Below are 18,646 nucleotides of genomic sequence, written 5' to 3'. Positions count from 1 at the left end.
AATAAAAAGAAAACATGAAAAATACAGCTATAAAATTCCTGAGCCTGGCTTTCTTCTTATTTAGTTCACTATCGGTTTTGGCACAAAATCCCGAAGAAGTTCCTGAAGATTTGGACGGCCCTCCTGCTCCAATTAGCGACCACATTTGGCTTCTTGCTTTGGTTGGATTGGCTTATGTATTTTTAAAATACAGTCCAAAACTGGCGAAAAGAAATTCATAATGTTTAAAGAGTTTCTCTTCTTGCATCATTCAAATAGCAATTTTGCAGGAATAAAAGCTCTCAAAAACGTAAAACCCTATTAATTAAAGGCTTGCAACACCCAGTGTTTGCAAGCCTTTGTATTTTTTACACTACATTTTTGCTAATTTATGTTAAAATTTAAAAAAACTTTTTTATATTTGAATACCCAAATCTAGTATTAATCTTTAAAATCTATAAAATAGCTCAAGTTGCTAACCCCTGCAACTTTTACTTATAAAGACCCCAAGTCTATTTTATCGCAATTTATCATTATCTAAACCCCATAAGATTATGAAAAAAACCTACCTACTAGGCTGTAAGCTGACGCTTACACTATTTCTTGTATTGCTTACTTCCGTAAGCTATTCACAAAACCAGACTTATACAACTTCAGGAACATTTACTGTACCCGTTGGCGTTACCAGCATCACTGTTGAGGCATGGGGCGGCGGCGGAAAAGGAGGAACCAGAACAAACAACGGCGGCGGTGGCGGCGGTGGCGGTGGAGCCTATGTTAGAAGCGTAATAACCGTAACTCCATTTACTACTTACACCGTTACTGTAGGCGCCGGAAGTACTTCAACTTCAGACGGAGGCGACTCCTGGTTTGGCTCAGCCACTACTCTGCTTGCTAAAGGAGGCGAAAGCGTTGCAAACAATACAACTGCCGGAGGCGACGGAGGTACTGCTGCTGCAAGTATAGGCGATTTTAAGCGTTCTGGCGGTAATGGTGCTGACGGAACCACTATATTAACCGTATATGGTGGAGGTGGAGGTTCTTCAGCAGGAACTGTTCTTGCCGGAGTCAATGGTAACACTTTTAACGGTGGAACCGCACCAGCCGGAGGAGGAAATGGCGGTAACGGAGTCAACTCAAGCACCAACAATGGAAACGGCGCTGCAGGTACTGTACCTGGCGGTGGTGGCGGTGGTGGAAAAAGAACCAGCGGTTCTGCCACTCGAAATGGAGGTAACGGAGCTAACGGACAGATAGTCGTTAGTTATACTTTGCCTAACGGACCCGGTGGTATTACAGCCGGCTTGCAATTATGGCTTCGTGCCGACTTAGTAAACGGGACGAACTCTGTAGCAGACAACACCAATGTTTCTTCCTGGCAAACACAAGCCATGGGAAGCAACGCTTCAGTATATACATCAGGGCAAGAGCCAAAATTCAAAAACAACTCGACTGACAACGTCAATTTCAACGCTGTTGTTGACTTTAAGAATGTCTCTACAGAAGCGGCGGGCAGCTATAATTATGGCTTGGCAGGGCAGCAATATCTAGTAGGAAATTCAGGATATTATACACAAGACCAGTTTATTGTTGTCATTCCAAATGTTACCGTGAACAGCTCTTTCGGAAGTATGGATATTCTTTGTTCCGATGCTGATATAGCAACGCAGGAAAATGATGGAACAGGAATTGGTTTTGGTGCCTATTCACAGCGTTTTAACAACGAGGTTCTTTCGTATGCTTATGCTACCTCATCAGGTTTAGGAAACGGATATGGTATTGCCGAAACAAGCACTACAAAAACTTATACAAACGTTGGTATAATCAATACCAGAAACAATGCCGGGTCAACAGCTCAGGAACTTTTTTATAACGGTTTAAACATTGTAAATACAACTTCAACCGGAACATTTGCCAACCTATCTAACGGAAAATATTGGATTGGGCGAAGTGAAGGATGGAAAGCGACACTTGACGGAAGAGTTGCTGAAATCATCACCTTTAGCTCACGTAAAAATGATGCTACCGAAAGAATCCGAATTGAAAGCTATCTGGCTATCAAATACGGTATAACAATGGGTACAAACGGTACATCTCAAAACTACACAAATTCTGACGGGACAGTAATCTGGAATACCACTTCTAATGCCGGATTTAACTGGAATATTGCTGGAATAGGCCGTGACGACCTCTCTAAATTAAACCAAAAACAATCCAGAAGTGTTAATTTAGCAACAGATGTTGCCATTGGATTAGGAGAAATAGCGACAACAAACACGCAAAACGCTTCGACTTTCACGACAAATAAAGATTATTTAGTATGGGGATGCAACAACGGTAGTTTTGCTTCTTCCGGAACAACTACAAATGTCAATCTTGGCGGGCTTACTACTTCTTTTACTGCCGGAAACAGAAAATGGAAAATTGTAGAAACAGGAACTGATGTCGGCCAGGTTGTAGTATCACTTCCAAAATCGTCCCTGACTTCTAATTTTACAAAAACAGCAACTCAGGAATATGTATTGATTGTTTCTTCAACAAGTACATTCGGAAGCAACGACATTGTTGATATTATTCCATTGACAGACACTGGCAGCAATTATGAGGTATGGTATGATTTCGACGGTTCTAAATTTTTCAGCTTTGGTGTTTCCAACCAATTTGATAACAAATACAGGCTCGACAACCAAACCGGAGATTTCGTATTGGGAGAAAAAAACATCAACCTTAATTCTAACTTTACCGTATCAGGATGGGTTAGACACACAAGCGGTGGCGGTACTGTTTTGGCAAAAAATGGTGCCTACCAATTCTATATCAACGGCTCAAACAAATTCGTAGGTAACTGGAATGGTGGCGATAGAATCACAAGCGCGACTTCTGTCAATAGCGGAAAATGGCATTATGTAGCTGTTGCTTTCAATAGTGGCACTGCCAACCTTTATATTGATGGTGTGCTAGATGCTACTACTACAAGCCAACCGGTTCCAACTTCAAATACGGCTAATTTTTCTATTGGTGCATTATGGTCGAACAAATCATCAATTTCCAGCGTATTTTCAGGTGATATTGACGAAATCAGAGTTTGGAACAGCGCTTTGACCGTGGCTCAAATCCGCTACATCATGAATCAGGAAATCGAAAAGAACGGCACAAATACCTATGGAAAAGCTATTCCTAATACAATTACTAAAAACGATATTTCCAGTATTCCATGGAACAATCTTCAGGCTTACTATGATCTGAATACTTTTTACGGAACGTCTATAAAAGACAAGTCTGATAATAATCGTTGGGCTAGAATCAAATACCTTACAGTAGACAAAAATATTGTAGGTACGCAAACTGCTCCACTTCCTTATCAGTCTGCAACAGACGGAGCATGGGCTACTACTACTACATGGACTAACGGAAGCGTACAGGAACTTCCAAATAATGTTTCCATCGTGAACGCCAGTATTCCAGTAGATTGGAATATTGTACAAACATCACATAATGTTTCTTCTGTAGGAAACAAGACCGTGCTTGGACTTAATGTTATCAACAATACTTTAAGCGCTCAAAACGACTCCAAAATTGAAGTATCTCATTACCTAAAAGTAAACGGTAAAATTGATCTTGTTGGAAAATCACAGCTGATACAAACATTAAACAGTGACCTTGACCCTACCAGTACAGGATCTTTAGAAAGAGACCAACAAGGCACAAGTAATAAATACAACTATAACTACTGGTGTTCGCCTGTAAGTACACAAAACGGTACGACAAATAATATCGGATATACTATAAACGGTGTATTGAGAGACGGTACAACAACCACTCCTCAGACAATTTCATGGACATCTGGCACAGATGGCGCACCTGGTTCACCAATAACATTGAGCAGCAAATGGCTTTATAAATTCCAAAGTGCTTCAAACAATTATGCCAACTGGATTTATGTAGGCCATACCGGAGCATTACTTGCTGCGCAAGGTTTTACAATGAAAGGAAGCGGTGCCGCTACTCCAAAACAGAACTATACTTTTGTGGGCAAGCCTAACAATGGAAGAATCCAATACAATATAGGACCAAACTTGTTAAACCTGACAGGAAATCCATATCCTTCAGCACTTGATGCGACAGCTTTTATCAATGATAACCTGGCTACTACAACAGGGACTCTCTATTTCTGGGATCATTTTGGAGGTGAAACACATATATTATTATCCTATCTTGGAGGTTATGCCGCAAGAAATCTTGTAGGCGGAGTTGTAGCAATGTCACAGCCGGAACTCCGAAACATAGGCCCTGGTTCAAAAATCCCAAACCGATATGTACCGGTTGGACAAGGATTTTTTGTAACCTCAAGTAGTATTGGCGGTGATATGGTTTTTAACAACAACCAAAGACAATTCGTCAAGGAAGATAACGCCACTTCAAACCTAATGTTCAGAAACCAGGCCCGTACAATTCCGAATGTCAATCATTTTGAAAACAATGCAGAAAATCTGGAAGAAGATCAGGATGATTTCATCAAGATACGATTAGGATATGATTCCAAAGACAATTACCACAGGCAGGTTCTTTTAGGTTTCATGAACGATCTTGCCAGCAGCGAAATCGAACCAGGATATGATGCCATTCACATTGACACTCAGGTCAACGATATGTATTTTATCCATAATGGCACCAAATTGGTCATCCAGGGTGACGGTTATTTCAATACTAACAATATTTACCCATTGGCCGTAAAAGCAGATGCTGTTGGAAACGTAAAATTCATGTTGGACAAAGTAGAGAATCTGGACGAAAATCAGGGAGTTTACATTTTTGATAACATGACAGGAATCTACCACAACATCAGGAATACTACTTTCGAGATAAACCTTGATGCCGGATTGCACGACCGAAGATTTTCATTGCGATTTTCTCCAAGCGAAAGTCTGGGAACTAATAATCCTAGCCTGGTAGACGGAGTTGATATTGCCTTTACAAGCAACAACAATATGTTGCATATCAAAAACAAATTAATGGATACGACGATAACTTCTGTTGCTGCTTACACCCTACTGGGTCAAAACTTGTCGTCATGGGATGTGGAAAACCAAACACAGCAAAACATCCAGATTCCAATTTCAGGTTTAAGCACTGGAACGTATATCGTTAAAATAACAACCACCAATGGTGAGCTAAGCAAAAAAATCATCGTAAAATAATTATAATTATGGGGATTATATTTATTTAGGTTGATTTTATAAAAAAAGTCCCGGTTTTCCGGGACTTTTTGTTTCTATATGAGACTCTAATTATTGTAACATTTTTTTCAAACCTTCGAAATCTACAGTGTGCTTCTCGCCTGTCACCAGATCTTTTACGCTATAGCTTCCTGTTGCTATTTCATTAGAGCCTGCCATGATAGCATAAGTAATCTGACGCTTTTCGGCATACTTGAATTGCTTATCTAGTTTTGCCTTGTCAGGATACATCTCTACTTTTATTCCTGCATCTCTTAATTTTGCAATGGCCTGCATCGCATAAAAAGCTTCGGCTTCTCCATAATTAAAAAAGATAGCTTTGGAAGTAGCGGTAACCGTTTGCGGGAAAAGTCCCAATTCTTCCAAAACCAGATAAATTCTGTCAAGTCCAAAAGAAATTCCGACGCCACTCACATTTTTCAATCCGAAAATTCCTGTCAGGTCATCATACCTACCGCCACCGCCAATAGAACCCATGGCTACCGTTTTTGGTGCAGCTACTTCAAAAATAGCTCCGGTATAATAATTCAGTCCACGAGCTAATGTCACATCTAAATCTAAGTTTGATTTTTTCAAGCCTAACTTAGCAACAGTATCACAAATAAATTGCAACTCCTCTACTCCTTTTGTTCCTTCTTCTGATGATTGCAAAAGTTCTGAAAGCTTACTTATTTTTTCAGAAATGCTTCCGGTAAACTGAAACAAAGGCTGTACTTTTTCTATTGCTTCCGGTGAAATCCCTTTTCCAAGCATTTCTTTTTTTACACCATCTTCGCCAATCTTATCCAACTTGTCCAAAGCCACGGTAAAATCGATAAGCTTATCGCTTGCACCAATAACTTCTGCAATACCGGATAATATTTTTCTGTTATTGATTTTTATGGTGACACCTTCCAATCCTAATTCGGTAAAAACGGCATCATACAACTGCACCAATTCTACTTCCTGCCACAAAGAGGTGGAACCTACAACATCGGCATCGCATTGGTAAAATTCTCTGAAACGCCCTTTTTGTGGATTATCAGCTCTCCAAACAGGCTGAATCTGATATCTTTTGAATGGAAATTCAATTTCTGCCTGATGCTGCACAACATATCTCGCAAATGGTACGGTCAAATCGTAACGCAATGCTTTTTCTGATAATGAATTGGAAAATTTAGCAAGATTGTTTGCCTCTAAAGCTGCCATATCTGCTTTTTTTACTTTATCGCCAGAATTCAAAATCTTAAAAATCAAACGGTCGCCTTCTTCTCCGTATTTCCCCATAAGGGTTTCGGAATTTTCAAAAGATGGCGTCTCGATAGGCTGATAGCCATATCGTTCAAAATTGGTTTTTATAATCTGGATGATATACTGTCGCTTCGAAACCTCGATTGGTGAAAAATCTCTGGTCCCTTTTGGAATTCCCGGTTTGGCCATTTTTTTTGACTTCTTTGTTGTACTTAAAACTTATGCAAATATCTTATTTTTATTTGGGATTTGGGAAAATAGAATCGGGTTTCAACTTTTGGCTTTAAACTTGTAACTTTTGATATCCAACTTGCGACTTATGACTTAAAATTCATACTTTAGAGCCATTAAAACGGAGACATGTTCAAACTGCTGAAAGAAAACGTGCATATCGCCTTGGGTTCCATCCGAACTCAATTATTGCGTACCATCTTAACGGTACTTATTATCGCTATCGGAATCACGGCATTGGTCGGAATCCTTACGTTGGTAACCGCTTTGGAGAACACGGTTGGCAGTAATTTTTCCTCTATGGGTTCCAATACATTTTCGATGAGCCAATACGATAATTCGGCTCAAATCAATAGAAATAACAATGTTGAAAAGATCAATCCGATCATTAGTTACCCGCAAGCCAAAGCATTTCAGGAAAAATATACCTATCCTTTCACCACAACTTCTTTGTCTTTTACGGCAACCTCTACCGCAGAAATCAAATTTGAAAATAAAAAGACTGACCCGGATATTTCGGTCTTGGGTGTAGATGAAAACTTCCTTATCAATTCAGGATTAGAAACTCAGGTAGGAAGAAATTTCACCGGATTTGATATCCAAAACAATAATTATGTATGCATCGTAGGTTCTGATTTTTTAAAAGGAGTATTAAAAGATGTCAACCCAATAGACAAGGTACTTTCTATCAGAGGCGCCAAATTCAGAGTAATTGGAGTGCTTAAAGAAAAAGGTTCCACATTTGGAAACAGTCAGGATTTGCGTGTATTGATTCCAACCCAAATTGCGCGCTCTTTATTTACAGCTCCTAACATCAATTACGACCTGAAAGTGCTCGTAGGAAAAGAAGAATTATTGAATGCGGCTGTTGATGACGCCATAATCACGATGCGAAAAGTTCGAAAATTAAACCCGGTTGAAGAAAATAATTTCGGAATTACCCGAAGCGACGAACTTTTGGAAATGCTTCGCTCCCAAACAGAATTTATGGGTATTGCCGCTTGGGTCATAGGTATTATTACCATTTTTGGTTCCTCTATTGCCTTAATGAATATCATGATTGTTTCTGTAACCGAAAGAACACGTGAAATTGGCGTACGTAAGGCGCTTGGCGCAAAACGTTCTACCATAGCCTTTCAGTTTTTCACAGAAAGCCTTGTTATTGGGCAGATGGGCGGTTTTGTGGGAATTTTTCTTGGAGTACTAATTGGCTACATAATTTCTCTTGTAATGAAATTTGAATTCGCTGCTCCATGGACAGCAATTTTTGCAGCAGTGGCTATCAGCTTTTTTGTTGCTTTATTTTCAGGACTCTACCCGTCAATAAAAGCGGCTTATCTAGATCCTATAGAAGCTTTACGATACGAATAACCTCTTATTTTCTTCCGAAAATCATTCGGTCATTGCCATAGATATCTTTTCTCAATTCGATCTCTTTGAAGTTTTTCGCTTCTAACAGATTAATCATTTCTGGCCCGAGATATTGGTTAATTTCAAAATAGAGTTCTCCGTTATCTTTTAGATTGTTCTGTGCCAATTCAGAAATTTTGCGATAAAAAAGCAAGGCATCATCATCTTCAACAAACAAAGCCAGGTGCGGCTCATAGTCCAGTACATTCTTTTTGATTTCTTCTTTTTCAAGATTCCTGACATACGGCGGATTGGAAACGATAAGGTCAAAATCATGCACTAGATTTTCTGTCTTCAAAATATCTTTTTGCATAAAAACGACATCCGCTTTGTTTGCAAGAGCATTTCTGTTAGCCATTTCCAATGCTTTTTCCGAAACATCAACTGCAAAAACCTCCGCATTGGGAAGGTTTTTCGCCAGTGAAATTGCAATACAGCCACTACCTGTTCCTATATCGAGAATCTTTATTTTGCCTTTGAATTCGTTTTTTTTGACAATCCATTCAACCAGCTCTTCGGTTTCGGGTCTGGGAATCAGTGTATTTTCATTCACTTCAAACTCCAATCCATAAAAATGAGCTTTCCCCAAAATATATTGTATTGGGATTTCTTTTTCAAGTTTTTCTAAAACCTGATTCCATTTGTCGATTTCTTTGTCCGTAAAAATAAAATCCGGATGCAGCGCCAAATCAATACGCTTCATCTGATGGAAGTCCTCCAATAGGATATAAAAAAAGCTTTCCGCTTCCAATACATCATACAGAGGTGTCAATTTTTCTATAAAATGGTTCCGATATTCTTTAGCTAACATTTTTGTTTTTTTTTGCAGTTCTAGCAATCAAATTGGACAGCAATTTCAGCTACCTTCTTGACACTATTTTCCGGACTGGCTTTAGAAGACAGGAACAAAATTACTCTTTCCTCTTCATAATCCCTATTGGCTCTAAAAATAAAATCCAATTTGCTATCACCGTCAATATCACCAGCAAAAAGCAATTCAACAAAAGTATCATTGAAAGAAGCTTCCTGCAAAAGCAGTTTTTCAGGAGTGTTTTTTGTAGAAATATAGAGTTTGTAGTTTTTTACGTTTTGGAAAATTTCCTCCTTTCCTCCGTCATTAATAACCTTTTGGGAAGCAAGCACTTCGCCTTCTGCTCTTAAAAAATATTCAACACCATTAAAAACAAGAGTTATTTTTTCTTTAGGCCAAATTTTATTTTTATCAATTTTTAATGATTTGATTTCACCTGACTTTAATTCCGGCAAATCCATAAAAAGAAGCGTTTTGGTACTGGAATTGATAATTTTGGTAGAATCTCCGGCACATTCATCATAGCCGCTTTCTAATTTAAAATCAGCTTTCCCAAGATAGAACTTGTCATTCTTCTCATATAAGTCCATCCAGTTTTTAGTCAAGGAAGTAGCAGGGTTATTATTTTCCCAAGTGCGATAACTTGTAGCCAGCAAAATATCAAAATCGTTTTTAAAATCAGCATCTTCAGGAACAGCCTCATCTGTTGGAAGCACTTTTTCAACAACTGTATTTTCAATTGTATCACTAGTTTTTATCTGCTGGACATCTTTATTGTCCTTACAGGAAAACAGCATAAAAAATAAGAAAAAAGGCAATACTATTCTTTTCATTTTCGGATTCAGGATTTCAAGCTCTAAAAAATTTTAGCTTACTTTTGTTCCGTGAAGATACACGAAAAATACATATTACGATGCATAGAGCTTGCCAAAAATGGACTTGGAACGACTTATCCAAATCCTTTGGTAGGAAGCGTTATCGTACATGAAGGTAAAATCATAGGCGAAGGTTGGCACCAAAAGGCCGGCGAACCTCATGCCGAAGTCAATGCCGTAAATTCTGTAAAAGACAAGTCTCTGCTCGAAAAATCAACAATTTATGTCAGTCTGGAACCTTGCAGTCATTTTGGGAAAACACCTCCTTGCTGCGATCTGATTATTCAGCAGAAAATACCCAATATTGTTATAGGAACGATTGATCCCTTTGCAAAAGTTTCTGGAAACGGAATCAGAAAATTGAACGAAGCCGGGCGGAATGTAACTGTTGGTGTTCTAGAAAAAGAATGCAACGAACTGAACAAACGTTTCTTTACGTTTCATCAAAAGAAAAGACCTTATATTATTTTAAAATGGGCAGAAAGTGCCGACGGTTTTTTAAGTCCTGACACAAGAGACGAGCAAAAACCGGTTTGGATTACCAATACCTATTCTCGCCAATTAGTCCATAAATGGAGAACTGAAGAACAAGCCATTTTAGTTGGGACGCAAACGGTACTTGACGATAACCCCAAATTAAATTCCCGTGATTGGAAAGGCAATGATCCGATTCGTGTTGTACTCGACAGAACCGGAAAAATTCCTGATCACTATGCCGTAAAAGACAATTCATCCCAAACAATTATCATTACGGAAGCAGAAAAAACGACAAATTCTGAAAATATTATTTTTGAAAATACTATCTTTGATAGGAGCCTCCCCGATTCTATTTTGAAAATTTTGCACCAAAACGATATCCAATCCGTGATTATCGAAGGCGGCAAAATGACATTGCAAACTTTTATCGATGCAGGACTTTGGGACGAAGCCAGAGTCTTCAAAGGAGCTATTTCATTGGTTTCCGGGACAGCAGCTCCAAAAATTAAAGGAGAATTGATAGACAGGAAGAGCATCCTGAATGACGAACTCTTAATTTTCAAAAGCCATGATTAATACAATAATTTTCGATTTTGGAGATATTTTCATCAACCTGGATTTCGATGCTATGCAAAAAGCTTTGAAGTCGTTGGGTTTGAAAGAATGGACAGAAGAACTGGACAAGCTGAACTATAAATTTGAAAAAGGAAACATCAAAGAAGATGCTTTCCTGAAAGGAATCCAGAGCCATATCCCAAATGCTTCGTTGGAAGAAATCAAAAATGCCTGGAGCAAGGTGCTTTTGGATTTTCCCTTATACCGATTGGAATTTCTTCATAAACTTTCGCATAGCTACCGTTTATTTTTGCTAAGCAATACGGATTCAATCCATGTGGAGCAATTCGAGCACATAGTTGGCGAATCTTTTAGTAGGGATTTCTACCAATGTTTTGAAAAAGTATATTTCTCTTTTGAAATCGGACAACGGAAACCGGAGCCGGAAGCTTTTAATTATATTATCAACAAGCACGAATTATCACCCAAACGCACTTTATTTGTAGACGACAGAAAAGACAATACAGATGTTGCCGAAAGCCTAGGATTTCAAGTATGGAACCTAAAAGTTGGCGAGGAAGATGTTGTAGATATGTTCGACAAAAAAATTATTTCTCTATAAATTTTGGAAGTAAAAGATACTTACAGAACGCTCGATTTTCCTTCGGAAGAAGTTCTATACAAAGAAAAAAATAGCAAATTTTTCGGTTACGCATTTCCGATTTCCTCTGAAGAGGAAGCCAAAGAAATCCTTGAAGACTTACGCAAACAGCATCATTCTGCAAGACATTGGTGTTACGCATTCCAAATCGGAACAGAAAAAATATATTTCAGAGCCAATGATGATGGCGAGCCTAGCAATAGTGCTGGAATGCCTATTTATGGTCAGATACAATCTTTTGAAATTACAAACGTATTGGTTGTAGTTGTCCGTTATTTTGGCGGTGTGAAATTAGGTGTTGGAGGTTTGATTTCAGCTTATAGAGCCGCCGCACAAATGGCTTTGGAAGCTTCGGAAATTGCAGAAAAAACAATCGACATCCACTATCTGGTCTCTTTTGATTACAAAAACATGAACAAAGTAATGCGGGTTATCAAGGAGAAAAATCTGGATATCGTTTCGCAAAAAATGGAAATGAGCTGCGAGATTGAGATAAAAACACGAAAAAAAAATGCCGAAATGGTATTCGACATTTTTTCTAATTTATATGAAATCGGCATCAAATTAAAAGAATAAATACCGATTCAATAGTATTCCTATGCAAGCGTTAAAAGCTTCTCAACAATATAGTCCGGCGGGAGCGTTGGACGGCCTGTTTTCATGTCTACAAATACTAACATAGAATTGCCGATTGTTAATAACTCATCCTTTTCGTTATAAATCTCATAGTCGAATTCTATCTTCACAGAAGTCTGGCTTTTAAAGATGGTTTTCACTCGGATCAGGTCGTCATAGCGAGCCGGTTTTTTGTAGTTCATAGAAAGAGAGACAACCGGAAGCATAATTCCGTTTTCTTCCATCCATTTATACGAAACCCCTAGATTTCTGAGCCATTCCACACGTCCCATCTCAAAATATTGGGCATAATTCCCATGATAAACAACACCCATTTGATCCGTTTCAGCATAACGAACCCTTACTTTAAACTCATATTCTCGCATCCTTTTTTTGCATTTTAAAATTAAGGTTAAGACAATGTATTTTTACTGTGTACTTACAACAATATTTTTACAAAATCAACATGTAATTAATTTTTTTTTACAGATTTTTGTCACATATTTGTTCTCCCAAAGAAGTTACGAAAGAGGCTCTTTTTCTTTTGTAGGAATTACTTTAAAAACAATAATAATTTATCAGGATATATGAACAAAACTGCGCAATCGGTATGGGAAAATTGTCTCTCTTTTATAAAGGACAACATTCAAGATCAGGCATACAAAACTTGGTTTGAACCTATTAAATCGGTTGAGCTAACAGACAATGCTCTATACATCCAAGTTCCCAGCAAATTCTTTTATGAATGGCTGGAGGAACACTATGTAAAATTATTAAAAGTTGCGTTAACAAAAGAACTTGGAAAAAACGCAAAGTTACTCTATAAAATTAAGATGGAAAACACTTATGGCAATAAACAACCGTTTACGGAACAATTGCCTAGTGCGCACCGCCAACCTGTAAAAGCACAGGATGTTGATGTTCCATTACAAAATAAAAATCCTGAACTAAAAAATCCTTTTGTTATTCCTGGAATCAGGAATGTCAAAATCGAATCTCAACTGAATGCCAATTACAGCTTTGATAACTTCCTTGAAGGTGATTCAAACCGATTGGCTCGTTCAGCAGGTATGGCTGTTGCTAACAAACCAGGCGGCACTTCTTTTAATCCTTTGTTGATTTTTGGTGGCGTTGGTTTGGGTAAAACCCACTTAGCACATGCTATAGGCGTTGAGATAAAAGACAAATACCCTGAAAAAACCGTACTTTATATTTCTGCTGAAATATTTACGCAGCAGTATATTGATTCCGTAAAGAAAAACACACGTAATGATTTCATCCATTTTTACCAATTAATCGATGTCCTTATTATTGATGACGTACAATTCTTATCTGGAAAAACCGGAACTCAAGATGTATTTTTCCACATTTTCAACTATTTGCACCAAAACGGAAAACAGGTAATCCTTACTTCAGACAAGGCTCCTGTTGATATGCAGGATATTGAGCAACGATTGCTTTCTCGTTTTAAATGGGGACTTTCTGCAGAATTGCACCAGCCGGATTATGAAACAAGGATTTCTATCTTGAAGAACATCCTATATCGTGACGGTGTTGAAGTTCCTGAAGAAATCATTGAATACGTTGCCAGAAACATCAAGTCAAATGTCCGCGAATTAGAAGGAGCTATTATCTCCTTAATTGCGCAGTCTTCTTTCAACAAAAAAGAAGTGACACTTGACCTTGCCAAACAAATTGTTGAAAAATTCGTAAAGAACGTAAAGCGCGAAATCTCAATCGACTATATCCAAAAAGTCGTATCCGATTATTTCCAGCTTGACCTTGACATGCTTCAGTCTAAAACAAGAAAGCGTCACGTGGTTCAAGCCAGACAATTGGCCATGTTCTTTGCAAAAAAATATACCAAAGCATCTTTGGCTAATATCGGATCGCAAATCGGAGACCGTGACCACGCAACCGTACTTCATGCCTGCAAAACTGTTGACAACCTGGTTTCGACAGACAAGCAGTTCAAGAAATTTGTTGACGATATCAATAAGAAATTATCTTTATAAGAGTTCAGAAACTTTCTGAAGCCTGAATTCTGATAACCGACACTTAACATTATGCCTGTAAAAATATTGATGGTCTGCCTCGGAAACATTTGCCGTTCACCATTGGCAGAAGGTATCTTGCAGTCTAAACTTCCTCGGAATCAGTTTATCGTAGATTCAGCAGGTACTGGTGATTGGCATGTTGGAAGACAACCCGATTCCCGATCCATAGCTATTGCCAAATCAAAAGGCTTGGACATTTCAAGACAAAGAGGAAGATTGTTTACTGCTAAAGATTTTGAGACCAACGATTATATTTTTGTAATGGACAATTCTAATTATAAAGATGTCATGCGTCTGGCTCCAAATGCAGAAGCAAAATCAAAAGTCAGCTTGATTCTTAACGAGCTTTTCCCTGACGAAAATGTAGATGTTCCGGATCCTTATTTCGGATTGGAAGACGGATTTTCGAATGTATACGGCATGTTAGACGAAGTCTGCGAAATCATAGCTGAAAAACTTATAGCAAAACACCAATGAAAGCCTTAGGAAAACTATACCTGATTCCGACAACGCTTGGCGAAAGCGACCCGATGGATGTATTGCCACAAACGGTCAAGAGAGCCATCGATTTCATTGATTATTATATTGTTGAGAACGAAAAAACAGCACGGAAGTCAATAAAAGTCGTACATCCTGAAAAAAAACAGCCGGATTTAAAAATAAGCCTGCTTAACAAACATACCGACAGTAAGGAATACGAACAGATGATCAAACCTTGCCTCCAGGGAATTAATGTAGGATTGATGTCTGAAGCCGGTTGTCCCGGAGTTGCCGATCCAGGTGCAGTAATCGTTAAGATTGCCCATGAAAGAGGAATACAGGTAGTTCCGCTGGTTGGCCCATCCTCCATCCTATTGGCACTTATGGCATCCGGAATGAACGGACAGAGTTTTGCTTTTAACGGTTATCTTCCTATTGACAAGTCAGAAAAAAAATCGGCTTTAAAAAACCTGGAAAAGTTGTCTTACGACAAAAACCAATCCCAGCTTTTTATAGAAACACCTTATAGAAACAATAAGTTACTGGAAGACCTACTTCAAACCTTGCAAGGCAATACCTTATTATGCATTGCCTGCGATATTACGCTGCCTACCGAATATATCAAAACACTAAGAGTGGCAGACTGGAAAAAAACAAAAGTAGACCTGCATAACCGACCTTGTATTTTTATCATTCACAAGACCAATTAGCAGAAACATAAAACAAAAAAAGGAAGACTTTCGTCTTCCTTTTTTTATTCTTCGATAAGCTTTTTTTAATTCAGCTTCACTTTTGCATTCATATTAGGAATGATATGCGAAGTATCATAGCCAGCAAATAGCTTAAAGTAACTTTTCATTGATGTACCAAAGCCATCTTTAAATTTGCGTTTCCCATTGCTATGCAAGTAATTCTTTACGGAACCGGCTCCACCTAAATGTGCCGCTGCCAGAATTCCGGATTCGGTAATTTTGACTCCATTGATAATCTTTCCTTCAAATTTTTCAATTTCAGCCGACAATTGCGCCTTATTGATAGACAATAACGCTTTGAAAGCTTTTTCCTGAAGTCTAGGATTATTTAAGAACTCGCTTCTGCTTTTGATTCCGATGGAACGAAGAGCTGACATGCCAAATTGGTATTTCCCCATGTATCCAAAAGGATTTACTAATTTGTATTGGCCTTGAGATTCTCTGATGGCAATGGCTTGTTTAAAGCCTGTGTACGATTTCCCGGTGTAAGGGAGTTCTAGGTTGACATATTGGCTTTCATCGAGTGTAGGAACTGTGCTAATGATTTCTTCATCATCTCCTACATAAAACCAAGAGTCTTTTTCTGATTCTTTAGAGGTAAACCCTAATGTAATGAACGCAACGGACAGTATCAGTCCGGCAAAAAAATAATACTTTCTTAACATAAATTTGATTTCTCAAGCGCTGTCACCTTCTTGAAATTTCTACGGGGCAAATATACAATAAATAATATTAAGCTGAAAATCAGCATGTTAATATTTTCTAAAAATAGATAAAGTGCCACTTTATACCGCCTAACTCCCTGAATTCTATGGTAGGTGCAGGAACCTTAATAGAATTAAAAACAGAAAAAAGCGTCTTTAAAAAATGTGAATTGGTATTAATTTTTGTCAAATCGACGTCGAGACTAAGATAAAATTGGCGCGTTCTTTGCTTTTCTGGCAGGAAAATCGTGTTGACGAGCTCATCATTTGCCGTAATCATTCCTTCGCCTCCATAACCAACAGCTAGGTTAAGCCATTTTGGAACTTTTGATTCCTTAAAAAAAGAATGGATATTGGCCGACAGCCAGTAAGTTTGACCATTATAATCTTTTAAGATTTCTTCTGAAAATGATGCGCCTAACACTTCTGGCCGTGCTCTGGCATACGGAGTTCTATGGAAAGAAAACTTCGGAACAATACGCTGTTCATCCCATAACAGTTCCTGTGACACATACAATAAAGTCCCCGAAGCATTAGCTGCGGCATCGCCCCATGAAAAACCCCATTCTGAAGAATATCCGTCAAGAACTTCTACTGCGGTCAAAAATACAAAGCCTGTGGTGGCTCCATAAATTAGTTGGTCTTTTTTTGAAACACCGCTCCAATCCAGGAGTTCTGCTCCAAAGCGTCCAATATGGTAAGAAGAATACACATGTCCGGCCTTGTCCATTTGGAGCCAGGAGGCATTATCATTTTTGAAGTGGAAGCCGGATTTTTCATAATCTTTATACCAAAGCTGGTTCAGCCCAACAAGAGCACCAGTTATGGCTATACCTTCTGAAATGACAACGGCATTTCTTCGCTGTATATTTAAACTATCAGATGGCCTGAGAAAATCTTGGAATTGATTTTGCGCCAGGCCATCTGTAAATAGCAGCAAGAATAAAAAATATAATGCGCTATAATATTTCAAAACTATCTTTTGATTCCTTGTTGGTTTACCCAAGCTATATATTTCTGGCGATTCACCTCATGCTGAGCAGGAGTCACGGCAAATTCGTGGTAACCAAAATTAGTTACGCTTGCACAGAAATAGATGTAATTGTGTTTTTCCGGATTCAATACGGCATCAATTGCTGATACGTCAGGCATAGCAATCGGCCCTGGAGGTAATCCGAAATTTTGGTATGTATTGTATGGCGATACCGTTTCAAGGTCTTTATTCAAAACCCTTTTTATAACACGCCCAAAATCATTCGCCTCTTTCTTCACAGCATAAATAACCGTAGGATCCGCTTGAAGCTTGATTCCTGATTTCAGTCGGTTTAAGTATACTCCCGCCACTCTAGGTCTTTCGTCTGTTTTTACTGTTTCTTTATGTACGATCGCTGCCAAAGAAGAAACTTCCAATGGCGTAAGATTTAAAGCTTCTGCCTTTGCTTTTCTCTCGTCATTCCAAAAACCACGGTATTCTTTCGCCATTCTGTCACGGAATTTTTCCGCAGAAGTATTCCAGAAAAATTCATACGAATTCGGAATAAACATGCTTAATACATTTTCTTCTGTAAATCCGTTTTCTTCCAAAAAGGTCTTATCCGTAAAAGCTTTCATTAAGGAAGTACTGTCTGCTTCAATCTGAGAGCCAATTCTTCCAGCAAAATCTTCTAGTCTTTCCTGATTATTGAATGCTAACTTTACAGGTAAGCTTATACGCAACGAGTTAATGATGTCGTTGTTATTCATTCCTTTTTTCAAAAGAAATTTACCTGGCTTTACGTTGGTGACATACGATTTCTTTTCAGCCACCATCCTGAAGTTGTCCATGTTTTCAATATAGGGAGCCACAATTTTCTCTACAGTTTCATAATTTGCATCCGTAGGAATATAGACAAACATCTCACTTTCAGAAAACTTTGTGTTGGCAGAAAAGATTTTTCTGTACAGCATATAACCATAGATAGACAATGCCAGTACTAAAAGCACTGAAAATATTGCAACGATTTTTTTAATTTTCACGTAATACTCTTTTTTAAGATTGTTGATTGATTAGCTGGAACATCGCTTCATCTTTATAAACGCCATCGATTAGATTCCATTGTTTTTTTATTCCGATTTTTTCAAAGCCAAAATTAGTAAAAAGTGCTATACTTGCTTCATTCTTGGGATTGATATTTGCAAACAGCTGTTTTAAATTTAATTGACGGAACGAATAGTGGATTAGCAGTTCCAAGGCCTGCGAACCTATGCCTTGATTCCGGTTTCCTTCATTTTTGATAACGATTCCTATTCCTGCACGATTATTTCTTGGATCATATTCAAACAGGTCAATCAAACCGATAGCCTCAAATGTATCATTTTTGCAGATAGCCAGACGCAATTGTTTGGCTTCATAAATATCCTGATGGGCATTTTCGAGATACTGACGAATAAGAAACCTACTATACGGAGTTTGCGTATTGCTGAATTCCCATATGGATTCGTCATTTTCAACAGCAAAAACAAATTCAAGATCCTCGGGTTCGAGAGCTCTGAGATAAATATTTTTTCCTTGCAGGGTTATCATCTGATATTT

General features: G+C 38.2%; 17 protein-coding genes. 9 read left to right on the top strand and 8 right to left on the bottom strand.

Features of this window, described 5'->3' with window-relative positions; all coding sequences use genetic code 11:
• Positions 1-14 precede the first annotated feature (14 nt).
• Positions 15-221 (top strand): hypothetical protein, encoded by a 207-nt coding sequence (locus tag FJA49_RS16675; RefSeq protein ID WP_140002335.1) that lies wholly within the window; start codon positions 15-17, stop codon positions 219-221.
• Positions 222-533: 312 nt separating this feature from the next.
• The gene (locus FJA49_RS16670) at positions 534-5,177 is read left to right on the top strand and encodes a LamG-like jellyroll fold domain-containing protein (protein ID WP_140002333.1); all 4,644 of its coding nucleotides are present in this window, start codon (positions 534-536) and stop codon (positions 5,175-5,177) included.
• A gap of 90 nt (positions 5,178-5,267) precedes the next feature.
• Here FJA49_RS16670 and hisS read toward each other — a convergent pair whose 3' ends face one another.
• Entirely contained in the window at positions 5,268-6,635 is a 1,368-nt protein-coding gene (hisS, locus tag FJA49_RS16665; RefSeq protein WP_140002331.1) for a histidine--tRNA ligase, read from the bottom strand.
• Between the two features lie 171 nt (positions 6,636-6,806).
• Between hisS and FJA49_RS16660 the strand changes: the two genes are divergently transcribed.
• Positions 6,807-8,048 (top strand): ABC transporter permease, encoded by a 1,242-nt coding sequence (locus FJA49_RS16660; protein WP_140002329.1) that lies wholly within the window; start codon positions 6,807-6,809, stop codon positions 8,046-8,048.
• A gap of 4 nt (positions 8,049-8,052) precedes the next feature.
• Here the strand turns inward: FJA49_RS16660 and prmC are convergent, their stop codons facing one another.
• Together prmC and FJA49_RS16650 are read right to left on the bottom strand one after the other, a co-directional pair.
• The gene (gene prmC, locus FJA49_RS16655) at positions 8,053-8,898 is read right to left on the bottom strand and encodes a peptide chain release factor N(5)-glutamine methyltransferase (RefSeq protein WP_140002327.1); all 846 of its coding nucleotides are present in this window, start codon (positions 8,896-8,898) and stop codon (positions 8,053-8,055) included.
• A 20-nt stretch (positions 8,899-8,918) separates the two neighbouring features.
• Positions 8,919-9,731, bottom strand: coding sequence for a hypothetical protein (locus tag FJA49_RS16650; protein WP_140002325.1), 813 nt, complete (start codon positions 9,729-9,731; stop codon positions 8,919-8,921).
• A 51-nt stretch (positions 9,732-9,782) separates the two neighbouring features.
• On the opposite strand from FJA49_RS16650, the gene ribD reads away from it, so the two are divergent.
• The 3 genes from ribD to FJA49_RS16635 are packed head-to-tail and all read left to right on the top strand — an operon-like array spanning position 9,783 to position 12,042.
• Positions 9,783-10,826, top strand: a complete 1,044-nt coding sequence (gene ribD, locus FJA49_RS16645) for a bifunctional diaminohydroxyphosphoribosylaminopyrimidine deaminase/5-amino-6-(5-phosphoribosylamino)uracil reductase RibD (protein ID WP_140002323.1) — start codon at positions 9,783-9,785, stop codon at positions 10,824-10,826.
• Entirely contained in the window at positions 10,819-11,427 is a 609-nt protein-coding gene (locus FJA49_RS16640) for an HAD family hydrolase (protein WP_140002320.1), read from the top strand. Before ribD ends, FJA49_RS16640 begins: the two co-directional genes overlap by 8 nt.
• Before the next feature lie 3 nt (positions 11,428-11,430).
• On the top strand, positions 11,431-12,042 hold the full coding sequence (locus FJA49_RS16635; protein ID WP_140002318.1) for an IMPACT family protein: 612 nt from the start codon (positions 11,431-11,433) through the stop codon (positions 12,040-12,042).
• A gap of 20 nt (positions 12,043-12,062) precedes the next feature.
• Here FJA49_RS16635 and FJA49_RS16630 read toward each other — a convergent pair whose 3' ends face one another.
• A complete protein-coding gene (locus FJA49_RS16630) occupies positions 12,063-12,467 on the bottom strand; it encodes an acyl-CoA thioesterase (protein WP_140002316.1) in 405 nt (134 codons plus the stop codon).
• A 201-nt stretch (positions 12,468-12,668) separates the two neighbouring features.
• Here FJA49_RS16630 and dnaA point away from each other — a divergent pair, with 201 nt between their 5' ends.
• The 3 genes from dnaA to FJA49_RS16615 are packed head-to-tail and all read left to right on the top strand — an operon-like array spanning position 12,669 to position 15,328.
• Positions 12,669-14,096, top strand: a complete 1,428-nt coding sequence (gene dnaA, locus FJA49_RS16625; RefSeq protein WP_140002313.1) for a chromosomal replication initiator protein DnaA — start codon at positions 12,669-12,671, stop codon at positions 14,094-14,096.
• A 51-nt stretch (positions 14,097-14,147) separates the two neighbouring features.
• Entirely contained in the window at positions 14,148-14,615 is a 468-nt protein-coding gene (locus tag FJA49_RS16620) for a low molecular weight protein-tyrosine-phosphatase (RefSeq protein WP_140002311.1), read from the top strand.
• Positions 14,612-15,328, top strand: coding sequence for an SAM-dependent methyltransferase (locus tag FJA49_RS16615; protein ID WP_140002309.1), 717 nt, complete (start codon positions 14,612-14,614; stop codon positions 15,326-15,328). The genes FJA49_RS16620 and FJA49_RS16615 overlap by 4 nt, the downstream gene beginning before the upstream one ends.
• Before the next feature lie 65 nt (positions 15,329-15,393).
• On the opposite strand, the gene FJA49_RS16610 is transcribed toward FJA49_RS16615, so the two are convergent.
• The 4 genes from FJA49_RS16610 to FJA49_RS16595 form a co-directional block, all read right to left on the bottom strand.
• Entirely contained in the window at positions 15,394-16,035 is a 642-nt protein-coding gene (locus tag FJA49_RS16610; protein WP_140002307.1) for a peptidoglycan-binding protein LysM, read from the bottom strand.
• Between the two features lie 97 nt (positions 16,036-16,132).
• Positions 16,133-17,047, bottom strand: a complete 915-nt coding sequence (locus tag FJA49_RS16605) for a DUF2279 domain-containing protein (protein ID WP_140002305.1) — start codon at positions 17,045-17,047, stop codon at positions 16,133-16,135.
• Between the two features lie 2 nt (positions 17,048-17,049).
• Complete coding sequence (gene mltG / locus FJA49_RS16600) at positions 17,050-18,090, bottom strand: endolytic transglycosylase MltG (protein WP_140002303.1); 1,041 nt, start codon at positions 18,088-18,090, stop codon at positions 17,050-17,052.
• Positions 18,091-18,103: 13 nt separating this feature from the next.
• Entirely contained in the window at positions 18,104-18,637 is a 534-nt protein-coding gene (locus tag FJA49_RS16595) for a GNAT family N-acetyltransferase (protein WP_140002301.1), read from the bottom strand.
• Between the last annotated feature and the right edge of the window lie 9 nt (positions 18,638-18,646).

It is taken from the genome of Flavobacterium microcysteis (assembly GCF_006385255.1).
GTDB classification, from domain to species: domain Bacteria; phylum Bacteroidota; class Bacteroidia; order Flavobacteriales; family Flavobacteriaceae; genus Flavobacterium; species Flavobacterium microcysteis.
The sequence above is the reverse complement of the archived record's forward strand: the minus strand, read 5'-3'. Positions and strand labels throughout refer to the sequence as shown.